Source organism: Bacillus sp. ISL-47 (assembly GCF_018613175.1).
In the GTDB taxonomy this organism is placed as follows: domain Bacteria; phylum Bacillota; class Bacilli; order Bacillales; family Cytobacillaceae; genus Cytobacillus.
This window is the reverse complement of record NZ_JAGGQS010000075.1, coordinates 22,820-41,794: the sequence shown is the minus strand read 5'-3', so window position 1 is coordinate 41,794 and position 18,975 is coordinate 22,820. Positions and strand designations below refer to the sequence as shown.

Below are 18,975 nucleotides of genomic sequence, written 5' to 3'. Positions count from 1 at the left end.
TACATTAATGCAAGGCCAGTGGGTCAGGCAACGGTATCCTTGCCCAATATTTGTTAATAACCTTCTAAAATATGATACTATTATTTAAAAATGATACAGAGGCGAACCAATGAATGAGCTTGTGTTTGAAAAAAGAGATTTTACTCCCGACCAGGTGCATACTGTAAAGACGCTGCATTTAAACAACTATCCGATTGTTTATATACTTTATAACGAAAACAAACGGCCGTCTGCATACATCGGACAAACTGTCCAAGCTGCACGGAGGCTGAAGAATCATATAGAGGATAAAAGGAGGAAGAGTTTAAACCGCACTATCTTAATTGGACATGAGAAATTTAATCAATCGGCGACTTACAATATTGAGTCGAATCTGATTAACTATATTATTGCCGACAACCACTACCAGCTGCAAAATGTCTCCCAGACCAGATCCCGAGTGATGCATAATTACTATGAAAAGGCCTTTTATAATGAAGAACTTTTTCAAGTGATTTGGGAAAAGCTTAGAGAAGAGAGGATTGTGAGCGATACCCTTGAGAACCTAAGGAACAAAGACATTTATAAGTTGTCTCCCTATAAGGAGCTCTCACCACAACAGCTCGATATAAAATATGAAATCCTGGATTTCTGTTTTGAACATATCCAGAAGGAAGGAAATCATGTTATTGCGATCGAAGGAGATGCCGGCACAGGCAAAAGTGTTTTGTTAAGTTCCCTGTTTAATACGATTCAGGATTTGGCTAAGGATGATAGTTCTCCTCTACACTGTACCGACAATTACTTGCTGGTGAATCACGGTGAGATGCTGAAAACCTATAAGAGCATTGCTAACAGCTTGCCTAATTTAAAGAAAAAGAGCCTCATGAAACCAACACCGTTTATTAATGAAAAAAGTAAGACTGGAGCAACTGCAGATATTGTTTTAATAGACGAAGCTCATCTGCTTCTGACAAAAGAAGATTCCTACAACAATTTCCGCTATCAAAACCAGCTGGATGAGATCATTAAACGCAGTAAAATCACCATTGTCATCTTTGATCCAAAACAAGTGCTTAAGATTAAGAGCTATTGGAACGATAGGCTGCTCGAGGAAATCATAAACCAGTATAATGCGAAAACTGTCAAGCTTACTGACCAAATGAGAATGAATGCGAATCCCGAAACAATTCAGTGGATCGACCGCTTTGTGGCAAAGGAAATATTACCTTTTCCATCCAAAGAAGACTCCTCTTTTGAGCTTAAAATCTTTGAAGAGGCTGGGACATTTAAGGCCGCAATTGAAAACAAAAATGATGAAGTCGGCCTTTCTCGAATTGTCTCGACCTTTGATTATTTACATAAAAAAGATAAGAAGACGTACATTGTCGATGAAGAAGGAATCAACATGCCTTGGAATAGCACACAGGATAATGTGACATGGGCGGAAAATCCGGATTCCATTAAAGAGGTTGGCTCAATTTATACCGTTCAGGGATTTGACCTGAATTACGTTGGCGTTATCCTTGGCCCATCTGTAAGCTATGATGAACAAAAAGATAAACTGTTTATAGATCCATCCAAATACAAAGATACAGGTGCATTCATATCTCGTACAGATCTGTCAACTGAAAAGAACCAGGCAATCAAAGAGGAAATTATATTAAATTCTATTAACGTCCTAATGAAACGAGGCATCCACGGCCTCTATATTTATGCAACAGACCCAAAATTAAGACAGAAACTACTCGAGTTACAAAGGAGAAAAAAATCATGAGCGATATCCAAAGCCTAATTCAATCCATCAATGAATTTAGAGATGAACGAAACTGGAGAAAATACCACAATCCTAAGGATCTCGCCATCTCCATCTCAATCGAAGCAGCAGAACTACTGGAAGACTTTCAATGGATCAGCAGCGAAGAAGCACTTATAGAAAATAAAGAAAACATCCGTGAAGAAATCGCTGATGTTTTGATCTACTCACTCATGCTATGTTCCGACCTCGGGTTGGATGTCAAAAAGATTGTGGAAGAGAAGATTTTGAAGAATGGGATGAAGTATCCGGTTGGGGATAGATAGGGAGAGGCTTCTTAATACCCTTTGGGAGAGTGACAGTAGTATACTGTTTGAAGTTTGATATTTGATATATGTTGTGGTGCCATGTATGTGTGGTCAGGCACTAATTTTAAGGGTTCATGAAGACCATATCAAATGAAATCCCGGGAAGATGGTCGCCGAAAAGGATTAATGAAACACCAAGCCGCTCAAATAATAAAAACTTCGTTCAATAACGCACACAAAAATGCCTGTCCCCACAAAGCATGTGGAGACAGGCACTTCCATTTAGTCTCTTTCCAGCAGCGCAGCACCTGCGATGCCAGGATCCGTCATTTCATATGGATCTAATATTAAATCAAGCTCTTCTTCTGTTAAAACATCATATTTTAAGCATAGTTCCCTGATTGGAGATCCAGTTAAAATAGCTTCCCTCGCAATTCTGGATACTACTTCATATCCGAGGTGAGGGTTAACCGCGGTAATGATGCCAACACTCTTCTCTACATATTCCTTCAGCCTGTCTTCATTGGCTTCGATTCCTTTTACACAATGCTCAGTAAAAGTATTAAAAGCATTATTCATAATGCTGATCGATTGAAGAAGGTTAAAAATCAAGACTGGCTCCATGACATTCAATTCAAGCTGTCCGGCTTCAGATGCAAGAGAGATGGTGTGATCATTGCCGATCACTTGGAAAGCAACCTGGTTGATAAGCTCAGGCAGCACAGGGTTTACTTTTCCCGGCATAATGGAAGAACCCGGCTGTCTGGCAGGAAGTGAAATTTCTCCAAGCCCAGCCCGTGGACCAGAAGCCATTAACCGTAAGTCATTCGCGATTTTTGACATGTTGATCATGCAGATTTTCAATGCTCCGGAGACTTCTGTATAAGAATCCGTATTCTGCGTTGCATCTACAAGATGTTCTGCTCCTGTAAATGGCAATCCGCTGATGTCGGCAATGTGCTTCACGACTAAGTCAATATATTTAGGGCTGGCATTTAGTCCGGTTCCAACTGCCGTTGCCCCCATGTTTAATTCATATAAGTGCTGTTTGGATTGTTTAATTCGCTTAATGTCCCGTGCAATGACACGGCTGTATGCTTCAAACTCCTGGCCAAGCCGGATCGGAACCGCATCCTGAAGATGAGTCCGCCCCATTTTAATCACATGATTGAATTCCTTTGACTTTTCAAGGAAAACCGAATGCATATATTCCATTGTCGGGATTAATTGATCCAACAGATTTAAAACAGAGATATGCATCGCTGTCGGAAAGGCATCATTCGTTGATTGTGACATATTGACATGTGTATTCGGGCTGCAATGCGTATAATCGCCTTTTTCATGGCCCATTAGTTCAATCGCACGGTTAGCAAGAATTTCATTCATATTCATATTAATAGACGTTCCGGCACCGCCCTGAATCGGGTCAACAATGACCTGATCATGCCACTTTCCTTCAATCATTTCATCCGCTGCCTGGACGATCGCGTCTCCGATGCCTGAGTAAAGCCGCTTAACTTCCATATTCGCCATGGCCGCCGCCTTTTTCACCATCGCCATTGCCTTGATTAACTCCGGATGAATTCTGTAGCCGGTAATCGGAAAGTTTTCAACTGCACGAAGAGTCTGAACGCCATAATAGGCATCGGCAGGAACTTCCTTAGAGCCAAGAAAATCTTTTTCAATTCTGTAGCTGTTCTTTGCTGCTAGCATTTCATTCATTCTCCTTTATATAAACCTTTCAGATATATATAGGTTTTTAATGACTAATCCTTCGTATTCACTATAATGCGGTTTGGGGGAATAAGCAATGATTATTGGATAAGTAAAAAAGTGCCTGTTCCCATATACAATTTGAGGACAGGCACTTCAATTTTTAAAAATTTTCTCTTTTGTCTATTAGGATGGCACTCTTTCAAATTTAGGGACTGCGGCTTATGTTAAATCTTCCAGGACTGAAGAATTTGCCCATACAAATCCATTAATCTTGATGTACAAATTTGAGAAACACAAAAGGAGGCCGTTTAGCTCTGGCCTCCATGATTACCCTTTACTATCTAAACCGCTTTACGACTTAGTAAACCACACAGCTCCAAACCTTTCAAAATACCATTTTCATCATGTGAATGTGTTACATATTTAGCAGACTGTTTTACAATATCTAAAGCATTCCCCATTGCAATGGGGTGTTGAACTAGCTGGAACATTTCCAAGTCATTTAATCCATCCCCAAAAGCATAGGTTGACTCTCTAGATATGTTTTTTAATGAGAGCAGCCTCTCAATTCCGGTTGCTTTAGAAGTACCCGCAGGATAAATATCGCAGCCAAACGGAGAGTTCCTTACAAATTGGAAGTAAGGAAAACGCTCCTGATAAAAGGCTTCTTCCCCTTCTTCACAGAATATCAGCATTTGATGAATAGTCTCATTTAAGTATAGACGATCATCTATTGGCGGATACACCCCGCCTACCCGCTCATAGTTCTTCGTAATTAAATCTGAATCGCCGGCAGTAACCGTAATGTTTTCTGCGTTGTAAAAAGCCAGTTCATGTCCTTTCAGGAAAGATCCTTCATGCAATGCTTTCACTTCATTTACATCTAGTGGGTTCTCATATATTATTTCACCCTCATAAAGAACATATTGGCCATTCATAGCTACACAGGAACGTATTCCTGTTTCTTCCATAACATATCCTATTTCCATTATCGTTCTTCCCGTAGCAATAACAGGCTCTACCCCTTGCTCTCGTATCCTATGAATCGCCTCAATTGAACTGCTTGCTACTTTTAAGTCACTTGTTAAAAGTGTGCCGTCTAAATCAAAAAATACCACCTGTTTCTCAATCATTTTTCTCCCTGCTTTCTTTTTAAGAATAGATTAAATCTGTTCCATAGGCTTTCTGCCATTCCGTTTTAAATACTGTCACGTCAGAAGCTGTAGCAGGAAAAGCAATGAATTTTTCGATGAGGTCAGGGCTGACAGTTACCGTTTCCGCGCCTGCCAGACAAACATCATGAATTTGCTGGACATTTTTAAAGCTCGCTGCAAGAATTTCTGTAGATAACTTGTAGCTTTCAAAGAATTGAGCAATCTCTGATACTACTTTTACACCGTTACCGGTTAAATTATCAATCCTGTTCACATAAGGTGCCACATATTTAGCACCTGCCAAGGCTGCCATAAGTGCCTGAAAAGAAGTATAGATTGTAGTCGCCAGTACGGGGATATTTGCTGCAGACAAAATTTTAATCGCCTTAAGCCCTTCCTCTGTTACAGGAATTTTTACTGCTACTTTGCCAGTTAACTCCCTCATTAAAAAATTCGCTTCTTCTATCATTTCTTCAGCGGTTTCTCCAATTAACTGCACAAATAACTCTTTCTCCTCGCCAATAACTTCTCTAATTTCTTTCAGAACTTCCAAGAAAGGGCGATTCTCTTTGACAAGAATAGATGGATTTGTTGTAACCCCGGCAATCGGATAATACTCATTTAGATGACATATTTGCTCAACATTTGCAGAGTCTATGTAAAGTCTCATTTTTATCCTCCTCATAAAATAGAGACTTAACCATTAATAGATTAAGCCTCTTTGTTTGTTAAATCAGCAGAGGTTAATCATCTGCCTAATTATTCACTAACAATCTTTAATTCAGTATTTAAATCAATAGGAGGGATTTCTTTATTTTCTAAGTATAAGGTTCCTGGAAGCTCAGCATCTGTCATCCCATCAAACCTTAATGTAATATGGCCAAGAGTAGTAAGGTTACGCTGCACAAGATTGCCAACAGCCGTAATTTCAAAAGCATCATCATTAATAAGCAGCTTTTGGCCTTCTTTAATTTCTCCATCAGCATTTACAACATCTATGTTGTAGCAGAAATCTTTTAGATCTTGGGGAGCCTCATTACCGAATAAAATAAACATTTTCTCTTCAAGGAATGTATTAGCAAATGGACCCACATTTTTTATTTTGTTTTCATAAATTTTTTTCATAAGCATTAGCATCAACAAGAAGTTGTGCTTTAACGCCTCCTTCTACTTCTAATTTAGTATAGTTATAGAACTGCTTACTAATTTCTTATTCGTATAATCCGAAGCTGGCCAGCCAGGCTACGAACACCCGAGGGACCCCTATTAAGAAACGAGAATAAAGAACAGATGGCACACCGACTTCTACTGTTTCGGGTTCAGCATCTGCCAGCCCTAAACCTACTGGAATAAAGTCACAGGCATTTTGAGTGTTAATAGCAAACAAAGCAGGAAGAGCAAGGTTTGGCGGAATATTACCTTTGCCAATTTCCACTCCGATTAACGTACCAATAACCTGTGCGATAACCGCACCTGGTCCGAGCAATGGAGATAAGAATGGCAACGAACAAATGAAGCCAATCAATATCAGTCCCCAAATGTTTCCTGCCAAAGGAGCCATGACATCAGCAAATACATTTCCAATTCCTGATCCCTGGATAATCCCAATTAATAAGGATACAAAGGCCATGAATGGTATAATGGTGTTGATCATTGTTTGAACAGCATCACGTGCAGCCTGATAGAAAGTATTTATAACTTTTCCGGCACCTAAGCCAAACTTAGTTATGATGCTTTTATTTTTATTGGCAGCCAGCGTTTGGGAAATCTTTTTATCTGTGCTGTACTTATATTCTTTTTCCGGCTCAGGAAGCTTTTCTGCCGCTGCAGCTACATGCACTTCTGCATCATCCGCAGGTTCAATTTGATCTTTCCCAACAGAAGATACATAAATATCTTCAGTGATAAATTTAGCCAAAGGGCCTGTTTTGCCTGTCGGCATAATATTAATCGTTGGAATGCGTTTTTGCGGATAAATTCCGCAGCGCAGTGTACCGCCACAGTCAATAATGGCAACCATGATTTCCTCATCTGGTACAGAGGTTTGGAACCCATTCACAGGCTCAGCACCTGTTAACTCTGCAATTTTCTCAACAATATCAGGCTCTGAACCGCCGCCTGTAATATAGACAATTTTATTTCTTTTATCTGTAGGAGTAATCGTCAGCGGACCTCCGAACCCTCCACTGCCTTTTACAACTTTAATAGAACGATATTCAGCCATTTCCTTAACCCCCTCTAAATCCTAGTGATTTAATTTAACTTCTGTTTTTAATTTAATTCCCTGTTGTTTTTCAACCATTTTTGTTGTGAAGTCCGTAATCCATCCAGCAAAGAAGTTCATAACAAGACCAACCAGGAGGTAGCGGACAGCCAATTCTGCTGTACTGAAACCTAGTGTTTCAATTCCTGCTGCAATACCAAGGAAGATAAATAGTTCACCAGGGTTAATATGCGGGAATAAACCATTGCTTGTATGGCAGAAATAAGCTCCAGATGCATAGTAGCTTGGCTTATATTTTTCAGGTAAAAAACGTCCCAAAGACAATGCCATCGGATTACCAAGCATGAAGGAACCAACAAACGGAAGAACCATATATCTTAATAGAGGGTTTTTCGATGATGCCTTTGCCAGCCTGTTAATACGTTTTTCTCCAATAATTTGTATCAGGGTATTCATTGCAACAATTAAAAGTAATACAACTGGGACAATGCCGGTCATCCATGAAATGAAAACATCAGCGCCAGTTTGAAATAATTTCATAAAGCCTTCAGCAAATTTGATGATAAAATCCATTATCTTTCACCTCTTATTATTTTTTTACAGTAACAGCACGTTCAGCCTTCAGCATCATGTTCTTAAAAAGACTACTCTTTTCAGGAATAACTCCTCCGCTCATGATCGTCTTATAATTGGATGCCGCATCGAGGATGGCTTGCTTCAAGAGCTTATTGCAATGGGCCAAATCCTCCTCTTTTAACGTTCTGATGTTTTTATCTTCAAAACCTGGCAAATCCTTAACCTTTGCCATGATGGTAACCCCTTGCATTTTTTGAGCTTTTAAGATTCTTCCGCTATTTGAAACGGCAAAAAGGACAATGGTTCCAGCTCGAAACTTCCCAGGTTTCTTGCCAATGGCAACTTTGCCTATTCTTCTCAACTCCGCATAGGAATTTGAAAAATGCTTTATTTGCAGAAACCCAAGTCCCATTTGAATCAGAAATGCTCCTGCGATAAAAATCATGATCACTAAAATATTCATTGCTGTTCACTTCCTACCATTTGATTGAATTACGACCTGCTTGCATACACCAGGCATTTGCCTAACTCCTCATAGCTGGATGAGTGTGCCATCTGATCGATTAGCTGATCGTCAGCTGCAATCCTGATGATTTCGTCATAAATTTTAACTAAGAGGCTTGCATCATAATCTATTTGCTTTGGAATCCCTAATAAAAAGACCAGTTTAATTTCTTTTCCGTCAGCCAGGACGTTTTGCGGAAAGACCCCCAGCGCCAATTCAATTTTGTCTGTTGCGGTATTACTGGTATGCGGCAAAGCTATGTACCGATCAAATACCATCGATCCTTTGGCTTCTCTATCTTTTAATCTTTCTTTAAATCCCGCATCCAAGTATTCTTTATCCACTAAATGATCAACCATGTCCATCACATTTTCTTGATAGCTTTTGCTGCTGTCCAAGAGAAAAAACTTATCTTTATTAATTAACAGCTTCATTAGTGAATTATGCTGGCCCTCATCTTTAAGCTTAAATTTTTGCAGATAGGTCACTTTTTCAATTTGTTTGGAAACACTATTTTCATTGAATATCTCGTCAATCATAATGATTGGAGCATCAGTTTCAAATTCAAGCTTCACCGTTGTAAATACAATATTGTAATGATCCAATAACTCTTTTGAAGCTTCTGACTCAGAAAAAAGGTCGATTTGAGTATTAGGATTCAGGACACGCTGGAGCTGTATCGCCACCAGCTTGGCTGTTCCCCTGCCTGTGCCGCAGATGACAGCAACCTGCTTCAATCGTTTGGTTTTTACATCATTTTGAGTAATAAACACTCCAAAATAAAAGGCTATATATCCAAGTTCATCATCTGAGACCTTTACCTCATATTCACTTTCAATTACCTGACCAGCTATTTCTGCCATTTTATATGCAACAGGATACTTCTCCTTCACATCTGCAAGCAGCGGATTATCTATACGGATGTTAAACATGAGACGGTTTAACATAAAAGTTAAGTGGTATTGCAGATCCTTAAAAAACTCTTCATTTTCCAGGACTATTTCCTTTTCAAATCCCAGCTGTTCCATAATTAAGTTTAGAAGGGTTTTTATATCCTCAGTAATGGTGATATCGGCCATGCTTCGAGTATTCGTTGGAGTTCTTCTGCCTGCAATGGGAATCGTGATAAATAATATTTCCTGCTTAGGAATCCTGATTGGAAGCTGTTTCTCTATTGTTTCCGCTATCTCTAGAGCAATCTGATAATCCTTTGTCTTCAATAGCCTATTATGCTTATCACTTATTTTTTCAATGGAATGACCTTTTAAAAATCGATCCAGCATTACAATGATTGACTTCATTAATCGATCTTGCGTAGACGATTCCAAATCATGCTGCTGAGTGATTCTAATTACTTCTTCCTTAATATCCTCGTCTAGAGGATATTCGCTATATAGGTAGTCATACACGTTATCAAGAATAAAAAAGCGCATATCCAGCTCACTGCCGGTTAAATACATTCCGCTGTTTTGTTTCCCGCGTATGGATAGATTATATGTTTCTAAGGAAACTGCCGCTTTTTTTAATTCATTTACAAGCGTAGTCTTTCCAATATTCATAGCAAAAGCTAATTCATCCAGGGTATTCGTTTCATCGCTGTTTATTAAATGGTCAATGATAAAAGCAATCCGGCGCTGTGGTGAATCCAGCATAGCTTTTTCTGATTTAAATGTTTCAATGAACTCTTCAAACATCTGTTCATCCTTAATGTCCAGCCAGTACCCCTTACCTCTCTCATTCTCCAGCACCGCTATACCATATAAGTCACTATTAAGCTGTTTAATATAATTTCGAATCGTTCGAGTGCTTACACCAATTGCTTCTGCCAGATAGTCTAATGGACAGAAAGTTTTTTTCCTGACCAGCTCAATGATTTGAAAGACTCGTTCATCTATACTTACATCAGACATGTCATCACCACCTCCTCCGTTAAAATGAATGGTATAAATTATATCGGAATAATGAAAATAATGTTATCTTTTTTGGATTTTTTCCGATATTCTCCATCAATCATCTATCTAATATGCTTTTTCCATTGAATCAGCCCCTGGATTTTCCGCCGGAAATATTAACAGTTGTGCCTGTAACATAACTTGAACGGTCTGAAGCCAGATAAGAGACTAAATCACCAACTTCTTTAAGCTGACCCTCACGCCCCAATGGAATAGACTTGCTATAATCAGTATTCAATCCATCGACTGTAACACCCCTTGTGTAGGCTAAAGCCTCTTCATAAGCTGGCGTTCTTAAACCTGTTGTTTCCAAAATTCCAGGAGCAACAGCTACAACACGGATGTTAAACTTACCCAGTTCCTTTGCCCATGCACGTGTAAATGAAATGATGGCCCCTTTTGTCGCAGAGTAGCAGCTTTGCCCGGCAGAACCTTCCTGGCCAGCTTCTGAAGCAATATTTATAATAACTCCCTTATTTTGTTTAACCATTTCTTTAGCAGTTGCTTGTGAACACAGGTATGGGCCTTTTTGATTAACAGCTACCATAAGATCAAAATCTTTCTCACTTAGTTCATACTCTGGTCTTTCTCCAACTGCATCCACTAACAAGCGAGGCAAGTTTATACCGGCATTATTTACAAGGATGTCCACTGAACCAAATAAATCAACAGTTTGGGCTACCATTTGGTCAACACTTTCTTTTTTAGTTACATCACATTTAATAAAATATGAACCATTTGCCTGCTGTCCATTTTCGCCATTTATATCAGACACGACAACTTTAGCTCCGTTCTTAATCAATTCTTCTGTAATTTGCAGGCCGATACCAGAGGCACCACCCGTTACTATTGCTACTTTTCCTTCTAGTTTAAGCCAAGAACCACTCATATTTTTCTCCTCCTACTACCCATTATGTAAAGCGGTTTCATTTATGATTTAAGTATAGGTACATGGAAGGATAAGATTAATACACTCTTTTTCACAGAAAAGTGAAAACGGTTGCTATAATAAAAAACGCTGCTTTTTAATGTGTGGAACACTTGGCAAGCAGACGTTTTTTTTATATTTTATTAATAATTTTTTAATAAACAAGTCTATGTTCAAATAATGCAATCCTAACGAATGAGGATAGGTTGCTCACATATTCAAGACATGTATTTTCCTAAAACACAAAAAAGGACGCCACCTCAGCAGCATCCTTCCTCCAACCATCAATTCACCGCCATCCTCCCCAGCGATCCATTCTCATCAATAATATCCTGCAAGTCATAACCCGATATTGGGAACATCGGGAATCCATAAGCATATGGCGTGATTTCATAGAGCTGGAAATAGACGACCAGCGCTTTGTCTGCAATATAAAAATCCTGCTCCGGCTTAATAGCAGTAAAATCCACCAGGAGCGGGATGTCACGCTCCTTGATCTGTACAGCAATCAAGTCTGAAATCCGTTTTACATAGTCGCTTCCCGGTTTAAATAAATCCTTCAGTGCCACCTGCGTCCCCTTCTGCAGATCAAACGTCAAAGATTTTATAACCGTCATCCCATGAGCAGCATGAAAATGATATACATAGTTGTTCAAAGACAAGCTCAGTACATCACGCTGATTATTTTTCACCTCATAATATCCATACAAATCCACTACCGTTGTATCCATATTTCCTGTTTGTTCGTTAATGAGCTGCCGGTTTTCTCTAACAATCGTGCTGTTGATAAAATGCTGCAGCTGCTTGTTTTGCATCCCGGTCACACGTGGATAATAAACCACTTTAGTCGGCCCGCTGCTGATTGTCATCGTTCTAATGCCTACTGGAAAATTAACCGCCACGGCAATCCATCCTTTTTGGGTTTTAACACATCCTATTCAGCGGATGGGCTAAAGGGTGCATAGCAGGAAATGGAAGTTTTAATGGTATATAATGAAAGCTTAATAATCACAAGACAGGAGCACCCAAATGAAAAAGCACCAAACCAGCTTAAAACCATTCATTTCACTCATCTTATCAACAAAAATACCAAAGACCGCGCTCATCATCGGGTTAGCAGCCAGTATCTTAACAACACTAACCGGACTTGTTGTCCCGCTGCTGACAAAAAATCTCGTGGACGGTTTTTCTGTGGAATCCTTAAGCGTTCCGCTCATCATCGGAATCGGCGCCGCTTTTATTATTCAAGCCATCATCAGCGGAATTTCTATTTACCTGCTCAGCTATGTCGGCCAGAAAGTAGTGGCACGGCTGCGCGACCGGATGTGGGTCAAGCTGATCCGTATGCCGGTTCGTTATTTTGATAAACATTCGAGCTGGCAAACCGTTAGCCGGGTCATAAATGATACAAGCATTGTTCGGGACCTAATTTCCAATCATTTTCCGCAATTTATCACTGGCATCATTAGCATCATTGGTGCGATCGCGATTTTACTCGTGATGGACTGGAAAATGACTTTGCTTATGCTCATTTCTGTTCCAATCACATTGGCAATTATGATTCCTCTTGGCCGAAAAATGGCAAAGATATCGCGCGGGCTTCAGGATGAGACGGCCACTTTTACCGGCCATATCACGCAAACGCTCAGTGAAATTCGCTTAATGAAGTCTTCGACTGCAGAACAAATTGAAGAAGAAAAAGGCATGGGCGGCATTGATAAACTACTTGGTTTCGGATTAAGGGAAGCGCGCATTTTTGCGATGATCGGACCGGCAATGTACCTGATCATGATGGTTGTCATTGTCATGATTATTGCTTATGGAGGCATGCGTGTCGCGGGCGGAACAATGTCCACCGGCTCTCTTGTTGCCTTTTTGCTCTATTTGTTCCAGATCATTATGCCAATCACTTCGTTCGCGATGTTCTTTACCCAGCTGCAAAAAGCCAAGGGAGCAACCGAGCGGATTATCGAGATTCTCGAGCAGCCGCTGGAGGAAGGACAGGATGGCATTGTAATGGATATTAGCAGCCTGCCTATAACCATTGAAAATGTATCTTTTTCCTACAGTGAAGAGGAGCCCGTCCTCGAAAACGTCTCACTGGAAGCTCAGCCTGGCCAAATGATTGCTTTTGCAGGACCAAGCGGCGGCGGAAAAACGACGATGTTTGGATTGCTGGAACGATTTTACGAACCAACTGCCGGAGAAATTAAAATTGGCGACACTCCGATCCGGCAGATTTCTCTTAATTCCTTGCGCAGCCAAATCGGCTATGTGTCACAGGAAAGCGCCATGATGGCAGGAACCCTCCGTGAGAATTTATGCTATGGGCTGGAAAATAAAGAAAGCATCCCGGATGATCGTTTATGGAAAGTCGCAAAAATGGCTTACGCGGATCAATTTATCGAAGCCTTTCCGAAAGGGCTTGATACAGAAGTTGGCGAACGGGGTGTGAAGCTTTCAGGAGGACAGCGTCAGCGAATCGCGATTGCCCGCGCATTCTTGCGTGACCCTAAAATTTTAATGATGGACGAAGCAACCGCAAGCCTCGACAGCCAGTCAGAAAGCATCGTCCAGCAGGCACTGACCCGCTTAATGGAAGGCCGGACAACCTTTGTCATCGCCCACCGCCTTTCCACCATCGTTAATGCTGATAAAATTGTCTTTATCGAAAACGGCCGGATCACAGGCATCGGTACTCATTATGAATTGGCGCAATCACATTCACTATACCGCGAGTTTGCGGAGCAGCAGCTTGCATAATAAGGAGCCAGTCTATCAGAGACTGGCCTTTTCCGTTTAAAAAGCTAGTCTGAACTGAGTAAACCACTTTTCCTTATTCCCGTGTTTATGGGCAGCTCCCTTTTCTGCCAGCAAATAGTATGCGAACAAAAAAGAGCAAGCTATAAAATACACTCGCTCTCAACAATCTGGATCAGCTGCTTTAATTGGTTTACACTCTGGTCTAATGATAAAGTGTAATACCGCTGAGTCCCTTTCTGTTCAATTTTTACAAGGTTATTGTCACGCATGATTTTTAAATGATGAGAGATGGCCGGACGGGACAAATTGGATTGCTCAGCAATTTCATTTACACTAAGCGGTTCCTTCTCTGCCAGCAATAAAATGATATCCTGCCTAGCCGGATCACTTAAGGCATGAAACAATGGGATACATGCCCTGAATACATCGATGGCTTTTTGTGACATGTTATTCTCCCCCTCTATCCCACAGCAAGAAATCATTTTTCTCCTGCTACATACTTGGCAACTTTAGCTGCCACACTTCTTGGTAAAAACTTTGCACTTAGTGCCCCAATTTTATTAATGCCTCCTGTAATCAGGACCCGCTTTCCGCTCATTAACCCCTCATATCCCAATTTAGCTACAACATCAGCTGGCATGGAACGACTGAACATTTTCGTTCCTTCCACACTAGCCACTGAACCAAAGTTTGTTTTCGTTGCACCCGGGCAAAGCGTCGTAACCGTTATAGCATAATCGGATAGCTCTTCCACCAGCGCTTCTGAGAAAGATAGAACGTAAGCTTTTGTCGCATAATAGACAGCCATGAGCGGACCAGGCTGAAAAGCGGCGGTACTTGCTACATTTAGTATTCTTCCGCTGTTCCTCTCCTTCATTGCCGGAAGAAAGTAACAGGTTAACTCTGTCAATGCAGTTATATTTAATTGAATCATATTTATCTGTTTTTGCAAGTCCAATTCATCAAAATTCCCCATCAGGCCAAATCCAGCATTATTCACCAGTACATCAATGCTTATATTCCTTTTTCCAATTTCGTCATAGACTTCTCTAGCAGCCCCCGGAACACTTAAATCTTTTGAAATAATTGTTACTTCTATATGATTAAACGCCTCTTTTACTTCCATAAGCTTTTGTTCATTTCTTGCAACCAAAACCAAATTGAAGCCATCTTTCGCGAATAGCTTAACAAATTCAAGCCCCAATCCGCTTGTTGCTCCTGTTATCAATGCTGTTTTTGCCATTTATAATAGCCTCCAGTTCATTACGTTTAAATGTTTAAGCGTTTAAACATATAATAATCGGGGAGTAGCCTGCAGTCAATCACTACTCTACGATTCTTTCTTGGTTTTTGTGATAAAATATGACAAATTATCCATTTTAAACAACAAGTAGATTCCTTATAATGGAATTAAGATCTTCCTGGTTACAAAAAAGGAGGCTGGGAACTATGCCATTTGATCAAACGAAAAACATGCTTGAAACGTTAAAATATTTTTGTGATAGCCAAATAACCCAAAGCTTTTCTAAAAACCATTCTCAGGTTTTGACTGTCTGTTATTTGAAAGAGTCTCATTCATTTGAGATTACCTATACAGAAACCTTAAAGTCAGAATCCTATCCTACCATTGATTCTGCCGCCGCTGCGATAGAAAAAGCAATCAGCAGCCATTAACCCTCCATAATCATCCATCAATTAATTTTCATCAAAAAGACGCAGCTACATGCGTCCATCCGCATCAGCACTGCGTCTATCCCCTTTCAATCAAACGTTTGATTGAATTTTTTCTTTCTAAACAGTTATCTACTTCGCTTCTTCAAGCTGAAGAACTTTCTTAATCTCCCTGCTGTCTTTTGCCAATATGTCTTTCACATTCGGCCCAAACCACTCCAGTGAAGCTTCCATCTCAATCATTTCGGCTGCTTCTCTTAAAAGCATCCGGTAGTCTACGGCACCTTCAAATAATGAAACCATTCCTTCCCTGCTTCCGGCTGCTGCATACACATTATTAGGAGCAAACACGTCAAGCTGGGAACGTGATTCAATATTTTTAAAATGGAAATGTGAGACATATGGCCTCAGTTGTTTTAGTGCATAGATTGGATCCACACCTGATTCCCATATATGAAGGACATCAAAATTGACCCGAAGTGCAGGATGGTCTGTTTCTTCAAGCAGCTGAAGAGTGGAAGACGGGTTGTCTGTTAGGGTATTCGGATGCGTCTCCACAAGAATTTGCTGTCCTTCAGCTTCAGCCATTTTGCAGAGCATCTTCATGCGGGAAACAAGTTCGATTCGCTCCAATCTGCTGATATCCGCACTGCCTTTGCTTCCCGCAAACGTCCGTATTTTATTCGTTCCCCATCGATGAGCCAGCGAGCAAAGCTCATTCATTTCCGCTATTAATACAGGAATAGGCGCATCCAGCGGCAAATAATCACTCAGCATGCTCGTTTCCAGATCGTAGGAGCTCAGCCACTCACTTCCATAATGGATATCTTCCGCCAGATTTTTAGCATGAACACCCCATAGTTCAATCCCTTGGAACCCATGATTTTGGGCCCAGTGGGCAATTTGGTCAATGGACTGAAGATGGTGGCGAAATGAGATGGTGCAAAGAGAGAGTTTCATAGAATTGCCTCCTTCATTTTATGCTTTTGCTGTTGTTCGGACCAGGCTTCAAAGCATTCCTGCAGCCCTCTTTTTATTTTAAATTCCAAGATATTCTGTTCCTCAAGTTTGGCTGTGATTTCGTCCTTTATCTCTATGTTTCCGGTCATAGCGAGCTTCATGACCCGGTATTGGATCGTCGTATAGCCATTCACAAGCCTTTCGATGTCATTACACCAGTCTTCAAAGCCTTCATCATCATAGCCAAGCGATTCCCAGAAAAACGCAAAAGCATGTTCATATGCGTACTTTCGGATAGCGAGAACAGGCAATTCCCTTAAAGCCTGTCTCAATCCTGACAGCGGATACTTTTCTTCTCCTGCAGCATAAAGCTCGATGATCTTTGCGACAGCATCTGTCATCGGGTTGCAGTCATGCTTGATGCATGTGTTAAAATACGCTTCAACCGTTTCTGCAGATGGCGGAATAATAGCCGATGCATCAAAGAAATAGCCGCCTTCAGCAGAAGGATCCTCAATGGCAGCCAGTATCCGGTCTTTTGGAATAACTCCTTCCCAGCGAAAGTCCGGATCATACATAAACCATTCTTCTTCGTTTTCCGTCATTTCCAGCATTACATAATGGGGAAATGGGCTTTGATGAAATTTATTTTCCCTTTCAGGAAGCTTTGACAGATCCAGCATCACCATTAAATATTGATGGGGCTTCTTGCTTTCCAGCAATCTCAGCATTTCCTCCATATTTTCCTGCTTGCTTTGCTTTTCGTCGTACCATTTATGAAGCTTGATGCCATAGAGCATTTCATACCACTGGTGAAAAAAATCATGGTCGATTCGCTTGGAATGATACGTTAACACTCCATTTTCAAGCACATCGAAATCGGCATCCCATACTCCGAAGTAATACGGTCGGTGATCGGTACCTTCTGTCTTTTTGACTGCTTCACACACACAGCTTACAAAGCAATGAACTTTAATCATAAGATCCCTCCGCTGCAGCTGGCTCCTGCTGGCGCTCCAAAAAATCAGCCAAGCTTCCTACCGTCCTGAAATCTTTTGGTACAAGCATTTCATCCGGAATATCGAAGCCCAAATCTACTTCCAGGTGAAGGATCAGCTGCAGAATCATAATAGAGTCCATATACAAGTCCTCATTTAAACGCGCATCTTCATGGAAAGACTCCATGGAAGGAAGCTCTAATTGATGCTGTAAAATGTCATAGATTACCTGTAAGATCTCTTGTCTTATCATGCCAGCACTCCTTCCCCCAGCCTTTTCCGGCTGATCTTTCCGTTCGGCAGCTTTTCGATCTCTTCCACCTGCTTAAATTCTATTGGAACTTGGTATGGGGCGAGATATTCTCTGCACCATTCCCTCAGTTCCTGTTCATCAATGGATTCGGAGCGGACATACTGTGCACAAACTCTTTCCCCTGAAAGCGGATGGACCTTTTTATAAACAACTGCCTCTATAATTCTTGGTTCTTCCATCAGGACGTCTTCTACTTCCTGCGGATAAACGTTCAAACCTGCTACATTAATGGTGTCATCCATTCTTGCCAGAAATGTCAGAACACCATTTTCTATATAGCCAAGATCTTTTGTATAAATTGTTTTTTCCGAATCATGAATGATAATTTCACCAGGATTTTGGATGCTCCCGGCCTCCACTTTAACGTGCGGAAGCGGATAGCCCATTTCACGTGTGTCACTCACATCCGGATGAATGGCCACACATCCCGCTTCAGAACAGCCATATTGCTGAAGCACTCGATTTGAAACCTTCTTTAATGATTCCATCCAGCCTGCAGGCATGAGCGTACCTGATGTCATCACGGCCTCAAACCGCTGCCCATTACGCATTAGGCGCGTTAAAGTATGCAGCAGTGCAGGAGCTCCGTAAAGAATATGCTTGGGATGTTCCTTCAGCTTTTTCAGCACATACTTAGGATTCATGTTCGTCAGAATGACCGGTTCTGATCCACGCCTTAAGCATGCAAACACCCCGCAGATCAAGCCATAGGAGTGGGTAATCGGACAGGCAACGACCGAAGTTGTCTGATAATCAGCCGGCAAGACCGAAACATAGCTTTCAAGCTCGTTCTCAATCGAGTCCCACGTGCGTTCAATGCACTTAGGATCCCCGGTCGTACCTGAACTCATTTGCACCAGCACACCCTCCTTGTCATTTATTTGCTGTGACAAGTGGATTGGTAAGTGGATATTCTCATAAAGGAGAAAATGGCTTCCTGCCTTGCTCGCCATCCGGATGGCACCTTCTTTCGGTACAGAAGGATGAATAGGTACAATGGATCCACCTTTTTTTCGTACAAATAAACAGAGTGCAAGCCATTGAAAAGCATCCGGCAAACAAACAGCCAATCTCCTATTCCGGCAATCTTTCAAATGCGGAAAACTTTCAAATACCGTATATTGTCTCTCAAGATCATCCAGCGTATAGTACTGATCATTTACAAAAAACAT

20 protein-coding genes are annotated in these 18,975 nt (G+C 40.9%); 4 read left to right on the top strand and 16 right to left on the bottom strand.

Features of this window, described 5'->3' with window-relative positions:
- Nucleotides 1–109 precede the first annotated feature (109 nt).
- Together J7I93_RS22835 and J7I93_RS22830 are read left to right on the top strand one after the other, a co-directional pair.
- Entirely contained in the window at nt 110–1,756 is a 1,647-nt protein-coding gene (locus J7I93_RS22835) for a DUF2075 domain-containing protein (protein ID WP_214728856.1), read from the top strand.
- Entirely contained in the window at nt 1,753–2,061 is a 309-nt protein-coding gene (locus tag J7I93_RS22830; RefSeq protein WP_214728854.1) for a nucleotide pyrophosphohydrolase, read from the top strand. The genes J7I93_RS22835 and J7I93_RS22830 overlap by 4 nt, the downstream gene beginning before the upstream one ends.
- A gap of 264 nt (nt 2,062–2,325) precedes the next feature.
- Here J7I93_RS22830 and aspA read toward each other — a convergent pair whose 3' ends face one another.
- The 10 genes from aspA to J7I93_RS22780 form a co-directional block, all read right to left on the bottom strand.
- The gene (gene aspA / locus J7I93_RS22825) at nt 2,326–3,756 is read right to left on the bottom strand and encodes an aspartate ammonia-lyase (RefSeq protein WP_214728860.1); all 1,431 of its coding nucleotides are present in this window, start codon (nt 3,754–3,756) and stop codon (nt 2,326–2,328) included.
- A 344-nt stretch (nt 3,757–4,100) separates the two neighbouring features.
- Nucleotides 4,101–4,892, bottom strand: a complete 792-nt coding sequence (locus J7I93_RS22820; RefSeq protein ID WP_214728852.1) for a Cof-type HAD-IIB family hydrolase — start codon at nt 4,890–4,892, stop codon at nt 4,101–4,103.
- Nucleotides 4,893–4,911: 19 nt separating this feature from the next.
- Nucleotides 4,912–5,583 carry a transaldolase family protein gene (locus J7I93_RS22815; RefSeq protein WP_214728850.1) on the bottom strand — a complete coding sequence of 224 codons (672 nt, stop codon included), beginning with the start codon at nt 5,581–5,583 and terminating at the stop codon, nt 4,912–4,914.
- 89 nt (nt 5,584–5,672) lie between these two features.
- Nucleotides 5,673–6,038 carry a PTS glucitol/sorbitol transporter subunit IIA gene (locus J7I93_RS22810; protein ID WP_214728848.1) on the bottom strand — a complete coding sequence of 122 codons (366 nt, stop codon included), beginning with the start codon at nt 6,036–6,038 and terminating at the stop codon, nt 5,673–5,675.
- 85 nt (nt 6,039–6,123) lie between these two features.
- Nucleotides 6,124–7,137 carry a PTS glucitol/sorbitol transporter subunit IIB gene (gene srlE, locus J7I93_RS22805; RefSeq protein WP_214728846.1) on the bottom strand — a complete coding sequence of 338 codons (1,014 nt, stop codon included), beginning with the start codon at nt 7,135–7,137 and terminating at the stop codon, nt 6,124–6,126.
- Nucleotides 7,138–7,158: 21 nt separating this feature from the next.
- Nucleotides 7,159–7,710, bottom strand: a complete 552-nt coding sequence (srlA, locus tag J7I93_RS22800) for a PTS glucitol/sorbitol transporter subunit IIC (RefSeq protein WP_035331648.1) — start codon at nt 7,708–7,710, stop codon at nt 7,159–7,161.
- A 16-nt stretch (nt 7,711–7,726) separates the two neighbouring features.
- Nucleotides 7,727–8,176, bottom strand: coding sequence for a transcriptional regulator GutM (locus J7I93_RS22795; RefSeq protein ID WP_214728844.1), 450 nt, complete (start codon nt 8,174–8,176; stop codon nt 7,727–7,729).
- Nucleotides 8,177–8,205: 29 nt separating this feature from the next.
- Complete coding sequence (locus J7I93_RS22790; protein WP_214728842.1) at nt 8,206–10,128, bottom strand: BglG family transcription antiterminator; 1,923 nt, start codon at nt 10,126–10,128, stop codon at nt 8,206–8,208.
- Between the two features lie 130 nt (nt 10,129–10,258).
- Nucleotides 10,259–11,059, bottom strand: a complete 801-nt coding sequence (locus J7I93_RS22785) for an SDR family oxidoreductase (protein ID WP_214728840.1) — start codon at nt 11,057–11,059, stop codon at nt 10,259–10,261.
- A 323-nt stretch (nt 11,060–11,382) separates the two neighbouring features.
- Nucleotides 11,383–12,000 carry a DUF3298 and DUF4163 domain-containing protein gene (locus tag J7I93_RS22780; RefSeq protein ID WP_214728838.1) on the bottom strand — a complete coding sequence of 206 codons (618 nt, stop codon included), beginning with the start codon at nt 11,998–12,000 and terminating at the stop codon, nt 11,383–11,385.
- A 127-nt stretch (nt 12,001–12,127) separates the two neighbouring features.
- Here J7I93_RS22780 and J7I93_RS22775 point away from each other — a divergent pair, with 127 nt between their 5' ends.
- Nucleotides 12,128–13,861, top strand: a complete 1,734-nt coding sequence (locus J7I93_RS22775; protein ID WP_214728836.1) for an ABC transporter ATP-binding protein — start codon at nt 12,128–12,130, stop codon at nt 13,859–13,861.
- Nucleotides 13,862–14,001: 140 nt separating this feature from the next.
- Here J7I93_RS22775 and J7I93_RS22770 read toward each other — a convergent pair whose 3' ends face one another.
- Complete coding sequence (locus J7I93_RS22770) at nt 14,002–14,307, bottom strand: ArsR/SmtB family transcription factor (RefSeq protein ID WP_214728834.1); 306 nt, start codon at nt 14,305–14,307, stop codon at nt 14,002–14,004.
- Nucleotides 14,308–14,339: 32 nt separating this feature from the next.
- On the bottom strand, nt 14,340–15,104 hold the full coding sequence (locus J7I93_RS22765) for an SDR family NAD(P)-dependent oxidoreductase (RefSeq protein WP_214728832.1): 765 nt from the start codon (nt 15,102–15,104) through the stop codon (nt 14,340–14,342).
- A 206-nt stretch (nt 15,105–15,310) separates the two neighbouring features.
- Between J7I93_RS22765 and J7I93_RS22760 the strand changes: the two genes are divergently transcribed.
- On the top strand, nt 15,311–15,535 hold the full coding sequence (locus J7I93_RS22760; RefSeq protein WP_214728830.1) for a hypothetical protein: 225 nt from the start codon (nt 15,311–15,313) through the stop codon (nt 15,533–15,535).
- A gap of 129 nt (nt 15,536–15,664) precedes the next feature.
- Here J7I93_RS22760 and J7I93_RS22755 read toward each other — a convergent pair whose 3' ends face one another.
- From J7I93_RS22755 to J7I93_RS22740, 4 genes are read right to left on the bottom strand one after another with little or no spacing between them, the layout of a single operon-like run.
- Nucleotides 15,665–16,492 (bottom strand): sugar phosphate isomerase/epimerase family protein, encoded by an 828-nt coding sequence (locus J7I93_RS22755; RefSeq protein WP_214728828.1) that lies wholly within the window; start codon nt 16,490–16,492, stop codon nt 15,665–15,667.
- Nucleotides 16,489–17,472 (bottom strand): DUF6005 family protein, encoded by a 984-nt coding sequence (locus tag J7I93_RS22750; RefSeq protein ID WP_214728826.1) that lies wholly within the window; start codon nt 17,470–17,472, stop codon nt 16,489–16,491. The genes J7I93_RS22755 and J7I93_RS22750 overlap by 4 nt, the downstream gene beginning before the upstream one ends.
- On the bottom strand, nt 17,465–17,743 hold the full coding sequence (asbD, locus tag J7I93_RS22745) for a petrobactin biosynthesis protein AsbD (RefSeq protein ID WP_214728824.1): 279 nt from the start codon (nt 17,741–17,743) through the stop codon (nt 17,465–17,467). The genes J7I93_RS22750 and asbD overlap by 8 nt, the downstream gene beginning before the upstream one ends.
- Complete coding sequence (locus J7I93_RS22740) at nt 17,740–18,975, bottom strand: AMP-binding protein (protein ID WP_214728822.1); 1,236 nt, start codon at nt 18,973–18,975, stop codon at nt 17,740–17,742. Before J7I93_RS22740 ends, asbD begins: the two co-directional genes overlap by 4 nt.